Source organism: Vicinamibacteria bacterium (assembly GCA_035620555.1).
Classification (GTDB): domain Bacteria; phylum Acidobacteriota; class Vicinamibacteria; order Marinacidobacterales; family SMYC01; genus DASPGQ01.
Genome location: DASPGQ010000508.1, coordinates 1 through 6350, shown reverse-complemented (window position 1 = coordinate 6350; position 6350 = coordinate 1). Strand labels below are relative to the sequence as shown.

The window sequence follows — 6350 nt, the reverse complement described above, 5'->3', positions numbered from 1 at the left end:
CGACCCACCCGGCGGACGTCCTCGTCGGCATCGAGTCTTTCGAGAAGACGCTCGTCAAACATCACCTGCACGGGTTTCATGTTGGTATTTTATGTGGAGAAAGGTGTGGAGTGCAAGCCATGATCTGTCACCTCGGAAGTTAAGTGAATCGTGGCCGCTCCCGTCACTCAAGTTGCCTTTACCGTACCTCTGTACGAGCGCTGGGCTTGCGACTTTCGGTGTGCGTTGCTAACCTCGCATCGGTTTCGAAAGGGGGACCGCATGAAGCATCGAGCGCTGACCATCGCCGGCGCGACATTCCTCGCGCTGACGACAACGGGCATCTCGCCCTCCGCCCAGTACGCCGTGTCGAAACTGGACTCCAGTCACCAGCCCCTGGCGGCCGATTTCAACCGGGCAAGCGGTGCCGGCCGGCTGGTCGTCGTCCTGTCACCGACCTGAGGTACTTGCCAGGCGGGCGCCCGTGCGGTGCAGAGAGTTTTGAGCAGAATCGAGGACCAATCACTGCAAATCTTCGTCGTTTGGCTTCCCGCCATAATGACAGATAGCTACGAAGAGGCGCTGAAGTCGAGAAGTCTGATCCCGGATATCCGTGCCCGACACTTCTGGGACGAGTCGCGAGCGCTCGGCAACGCCCTCGCGCCTATTCTCGAAACGCAGATGTCGATGGCCTGGGACGTCTACCTCGCCTATGACGGCGAGGCACGTTGGGACGGAACTCCACCGTCACCCTCCAACTGGCTCCACCAGAAGCGTGGCGAGGACCCGGAGCGCTATCTGGAAGAAGCGACGCTCGAGCAAATGCTGAGGAACCTATCGAAATAGAGCTCACACCGTATCCAATCCGGATCGACACAACCCCTCCCTCGGCCAATCCCGCGGGCTAGAATTCGCGCCCGACGACAGGCGGGATACAATTTCGTCCAATTGTGATCGCTGTCGAGGACGCATGGGGTGCCGTGCTACCGATCAAACGACATGGAGGTTTCATGAATCGAGCTCTGTTCCTTCTCGTTCCCGTGCTCATCGCCGTGGCGGGGTCTGTCGCCGCCCAGGAAGACGTCACCGTCAGCGCGCTTCAGAATCTGACCTGGCGGAATATCGGTCCGGCGAACATGATGGGCCGCGTCGCCGACGTCGAGGGCGTGCCCGGCATGCCGGAGGTCGTCTACTTCGGCTCCGCATCCGGAGGTGTGTTCAAGACGACGAACGCGGGAGTTACGTGGAAGCCGATCTTCGACGAGATCGAGTTCCTTTCGATTGGAGACATCGCCCTCGAGCCCGGAAATCACGACGTCGTCTACGTGGGCACGGGAGAAGGCAATCCCCGGAACAGCGTCTCTTTCGGAAACGGGGTCTACAAGACGACCGACGGAGGGAAGTCATGGAAGCACCTCGGTCTCTCCGACACCGAGCGAATCACGCGCATCGTCATCGATCCGAAGAATCCCGCGAACGTCTACGTGGGCGCGCTCGGGCACATCTTCGGGCCCAACGAAGAGCGCGGTGTCTTCGTCAGCCGCGACGCCGGTGAAAACTGGGAGAAGACGCTCTATCTCGACGAGCGTCACGGGGTGGCCGATCTCGATATCGATGCGTCGAACGGAAACGTGCTCTTCGCGGCCCTGTGGTCATTCGATCGCAAGCCGTGGACGCACACGAGCGGAAGCAAAGAGGGCGGTGTCTTCAAGTCCGTCGACGCAGGCCGCACATGGAAAAAGATCGAAAAGGGTCTCCCCACGCTTCTCGGACGCATCGGGGTCAAGGTGGCTCAGAGCAATCCCTCGACCGTCTACGTGATCGCGGAGTCACACGAAGGAAGTCTCTACCGGTCGGACGATCAGGGCGAGACGTTCACGAAAGTCTACGACGACCCCGACATCGTCAACCGGGGTCTCTACTACACCGATTTGCGCGTTGATCCGACGGACGAGAACCGCCTCTACGCGGTCTCCTCGACGCTTCGGCTTTCCATCGACGGCGGGAAGACGTTCGAGCAGATCTCGCCCACGACCCACGTCGACTATCACGCACTCTGGATCGATCCCACGAATCCCAATCGCATCTGGCAGGGACAGGACGGCGGGGTCGCCGTTTCTCACGACCGCGGGGAGACGTGGGAGTATGAGAACCACGTCGTGCTCGCGCAGTTTTATCAAATCTACGTCGACAACCGCGAGCCATTCTATTACCTCGGCGGAGGTCTCCAGGACAACGGCACCTGGAGCGGCCCGAGCCGCACCCGCGAGCCATTCGGGATCCTGAACGAGGATTGGCGCATGGTGAGCTTCGGCGACGGTTTCCACATCGTCTCACACCCCGACGATCCCGATGTGTTCTTGTCGGAGTATCAAGGCGGCGGCCTCTACCGGACCGACATGAAGACCCGCGACCAGATCGCGTCGAGCCCGCAGCCACGCCGAGGCGACGGCGGCCCGGTGGGCGACCTCGAATATCGCTTCAACTGGAACGCGCCGATCGTCGCATCGCCCTTCGACCCGCGCAGGGTGTACTTCGGCGGCAACGTCGTGTTTCGCACGGATGACTTCGGCTTCGGATGGCAGCCCATAAGCCCCGACTTGACGACGAGCGACTCGGAAAAGCTCCAGTCCGCGGGCGGCCCCGTGTTCATCGAGAACACCACCGCCGAATATCACGCAACGGTAATCAGCGTCGCCGAATCGCCCGTGGAAGCAGGAATCCTGTGGGCAGGCACGGATGACGGTAATCTGCAACTGACCAGGGACGGTGGCGCGAGCTGGGTGAACGTCGTCAGCAACGTCCCCGATCTCGGGCCGTTCTCGCCGGTGTCGCATGTGGAGCCCTCGCGTACGTCGCCGGGCACCGCCTATGCCGCTTTCGACCGGCACATGTTCGACGACTTCGCACCTTACATCTTCAAGACCTCGGATTTCGGCAGTACGTGGAATCGGATGACGTCGGGGCTTCCTCCAAGAGCCTACGTTCACGTCGTGCGAGAGGACCCGAAGAACGCCAGCGTTCTCTACGCCGGAACCGAGATCGGCCTATTCGTCTCGCTAAACGGGGGAGGCTCGTGGGGCCGGTTTCCGCTCGACAAGCTCCCGGCGGTGTCGGTGCACGACATCCTCCTGCACCCGCGAGACAACGACCTGATTCTGGGAACCCATGGCCGCGGTCTCTACGTTCTCGACGACGCTGGCCCTATCCAGGCTTTGTCGCGAGACGTCCTGGGCGAGCCCGCGCATCTGTTCGATGTCCGCCCTGCGCTCCGTTTCACGATGAAGCCGACCCGCTACGGCATCGGCGACGAGCCGTTCCGTGGCCCGAACCCGCCGTACGGTGCGCTCATCACTTACCGACTGGCGGAGGAACTGGACGACGACGACACGGTCAAAGTCGCAATCCTGGATGCGAACGGCACCGTCTTGCGAGAGCTGAAAGACCCTCCGAAAGACGCCGGTATCCATCGCGCCTACTGGGATCTGGCTGCCGAAGAGCCTCGTCCTCGTACCGACGAAGGAAACCCCGGTGGATTTTTCGCATTCGGTCCTCGCGGGCCGCAGGTTCCGCCGGGCGTCTACCGGGCGCGCCTGACTGCGGGAACGACCGTCGTTGAAAAGCCGATCGAAGTTCGTCTCGATCCGACGGTCTCGATCGATTCCGGCGTGCTCCAACGACAGTACGAGCTCACCACCGAGCTTCGCGATCTGCGCTCCTCGGTCAATGACGTTCTCCGTGGTCTCGACAGCCTGAAAGCGCAGATCGAGGAGCGAAAAAAGACGTACGAGATGCAGAAAACCGAGATTCCCGAAGCGGTCGAAACCGCGATCAGTAGCGCCGTCGAAAAGCTGGACGGAGTGTTCGATCGTCTCGCCCGGCCTTCGGGGAAGCCGTTTTGGAGCGAGGGGCCGCGTCTTTCCGAGCGGCTCGGGGCTATGTTCGGCGACCTGAACGGTGTCCTCACCCCGCCAACTCCCGCCCAGCTCGCCTATCTTGACGATCTCCGCAGTGAGTACCGGACCGAAATGGCGGAGGTGAATCGTTTTCTCGCCGAGACGGCAGCGCCTCTGAGCGAGGCGCTCGTTGCGAACGGAGCTCCAGGGCTCATGGTCCCTCCGACGGTCGAGATGATCCAGTGAGGCCAACGCGGGAGGCCGCGATCGATTTGACGTAAGCTCGGCTCGACGATTCCAGTGGGCTCCTCGACGGCGGCTCCCCGTGAGGTCACTCGCTCGCGACGAACCGCCCAGCGGTAACGAGGGCTGGCGTCATCGATCGGCCGGCCATTTCATGCCCAGATTCTCCATCACGAAGGCCCACCGGTCGGCCTGCTCCTCGATCACCATGCTCGTCGGCTTTCCCGCTCCATGACCCGCCTGGGTCTGGATGCGGATGAGCAGGGGGCGGGGCTCGTCGCCGTGGATCTCCTGAAGCCGGGCGGCGTACTTGAAGGAGTGCCCGGGAACGACCCGGTCGTCGTGGTCGGCGGTGGTGACCAGAGTTGCGGGGAAATAGGCCGACGGCCTCAAGTTGTGATACGGGGAATAGGCCAGGAGCGCGGGAAACTGATCGGGATTCTCCGAGGAGCCGTAATCGGAAACCCAGGCCCAGCCGATGGTGAACTTCTGGAAGCGCAGCATGTCCATGACGCCGACCGCCGGTAGAGCGGCGCCGAAGAGCGCGGGGCGCTGATTCAGGACGGCACCGACGAGGAGGCCCCCGTTGGATCCACCACCGATGGCGAGCTTTTCCGGCTTCGTGTACTCCTGGTCGACGAGGAACTCGGCGGCGGCAATGAAGTCATCGAAGACGTTCTGCTTGTTGTCGAAGGTACCCCCTTGGTGCCAGTCCTCGCCATACTCGCCCCCGCCCCTCAGATTCGCCTGGGCGTAAACGCCGCCCATCTCCAGCCAGACGAGATTGCTGATGGAGAAGCTCGGCGTCAGGCTGATGTTGAAGCCTCCGTAGCCGTAGAGGTACGTCGGATTCTCGCCGTTCAATTCCAGCCCCCGCTTGTAGGTCAGGAACATCGGAATGCGCGTGCCGTCCTTGGAGCGGTAGAAGACCTGTTTGGTCTCGAACCCGCCCCCATCGAACGCGATTTCCGGAGAGCGAAACACGCTCGTCTCCCCGGTCTGGAAATCGTAACGATAAATGGTGTCGGGATACAGGAACGACTCGAAGGCGTAGAACATCTCCTCGTCTTCACGCTCACCGGTCACCGAGCTGACGGAGCCGAGCGTCGGAAGCTCGATGGCTTTGGCAAAGCGACCATCCATCTCGTGTATGGCCATCCGACTCGCGGCATCGTGCAGGTAGAGTGCCACGAACCGGTTGTTGATGATCTCGACGTTCTCCAGGAGATCCTCCGATTCGACGATGAGCTCTTCCCAGTGTGCTCGATCGGGCTTCGTCGTATCGATGGCCACGACACGGTACCGCGGCGCATCGAGGTTGGTGCAAAAATAGAGCACGCTTCCATCGTTTCCCAGGAACTCGTAGCTGGCATCGAAATCATCGAGCAAGCGAACGACCTGGGCGTCGAGCTTCGGCTCCCGTGGGTCGCCGAGATCCATCGTATAGACGCGGTTACGCTCGTCGGTTCCATGCGATACGTTGAAGATGGCGTAGTTCCCGGCGTCGGATACCGTCACGTTGAAACCCCACTCGGGCTGGTCGGGCCGCTCGTAAACAAGCCGATCCTCGGACTGATCCGTACCCAATCGATGATAGTAGACCTTTTGATTACGATTGACGCCTCCCTGCGATTCGTTCTCCTTGGGTTCGGGGAAACGGCTATAGAAGAACCCCCGGCCGTCGTGGGTCCAGGAAGCCCCGGAGAACTTGATGAAGCGCAGGTGGTCGGGCTCGTCCTGCCCCGAGTCCACGGCGCGCACGCGGAACTCCTGCCAATCCGAGCCCGCCGTGGCGACGCCGTAGGCGAGCCACCTCCCATCTTCACTGAGCGCCAGCATCGACAGGGCCACGGTGCCCTCGTCCGACAGCCGGTTCGGGTCGAGTAGAACCTCCGGCTCGGCTTCGAGCGACGCCTGCTTGTACAACACCGACTGATTCTGCAGGCCGTCGTTCTTGAAGAAGAAGTAGCGGCCGCCTTTCTTGAAGGGCGCGCCGTAGCGCGGGTAGTTCCAGAGCTCCGTCAGGCGCTTTTTCAGAGGCTCCCTCTGCGGGAGCGACTCGAGGTACGCGAAGGTGATTTTGTTCTGGGCTTCGACCCACGCTTTCGTTTCGTCGGCGTGGTCGTCCTCGAGCCAACGGTAAGGATCTTCGACTTTCGTGCCGTGGTAGTCGTCGACCTGCTCTACCTTTCGCGTCTTGGGGTAGTCGAACTTATGGGTGGCGAATGTCAT

4 protein-coding genes are annotated in these 6350 nt (G+C 61.6%); 3 read left to right on the top strand and 1 reads right to left on the bottom strand.

Annotated features, from left to right (window positions below):
* Positions 1-261: 261 nt before the first annotated feature.
* The 3 genes from VEK15_20715 (at position 262) to VEK15_20705 (ending at position 4121) form a co-directional block, all read left to right on the top strand.
* Complete coding sequence (locus tag VEK15_20715; protein HXV63134.1) at positions 262-441, top strand: hypothetical protein; 180 nt, start codon at positions 262-264, stop codon at positions 439-441.
* Positions 442-537: 96 nt separating this feature from the next.
* Complete coding sequence (locus VEK15_20710) at positions 538-825, top strand: hypothetical protein (protein HXV63133.1); 288 nt, start codon at positions 538-540, stop codon at positions 823-825.
* Positions 826-989: 164 nt separating this feature from the next.
* On the top strand, positions 990-4121 hold the full coding sequence (locus VEK15_20705) for a hypothetical protein (GenBank protein ID HXV63132.1): 3132 nt from the start codon (positions 990-992) through the stop codon (positions 4119-4121).
* A gap of 129 nt (positions 4122-4250) precedes the next feature.
* On the opposite strand, the gene VEK15_20700 is transcribed toward VEK15_20705, so the two are convergent.
* Complete coding sequence (locus VEK15_20700) at positions 4251-6350, bottom strand: prolyl oligopeptidase family serine peptidase (GenBank protein ID HXV63131.1); 2100 nt, start codon at positions 6348-6350, stop codon at positions 4251-4253.

What these genes read in the sequence shown, in the direction of transcription:
- VEK15_20715 (HXV63134.1), top strand. Translation starts at nt 262, where the DNA reads ATGAAGCATCGAGCGCTGACCATCGCCGGCGCGACATTCCTCGCGCTG.
- VEK15_20710 (HXV63133.1), top strand. Translation starts at nt 538, where the DNA reads ATGACAGATAGCTACGAAGAGGCGCTGAAGTCGAGAAGTCTGATCCCG.
- VEK15_20705 (HXV63132.1), top strand. Translation starts at nt 990, where the DNA reads ATGAATCGAGCTCTGTTCCTTCTCGTTCCCGTGCTCATCGCCGTGGCG.
- VEK15_20700 (HXV63131.1), bottom strand. Translation starts at nt 6,350, where the DNA reads ATGACATTCGCCACCCATAAGTTCGACTACCCCAAGACGCGAAAGGTA.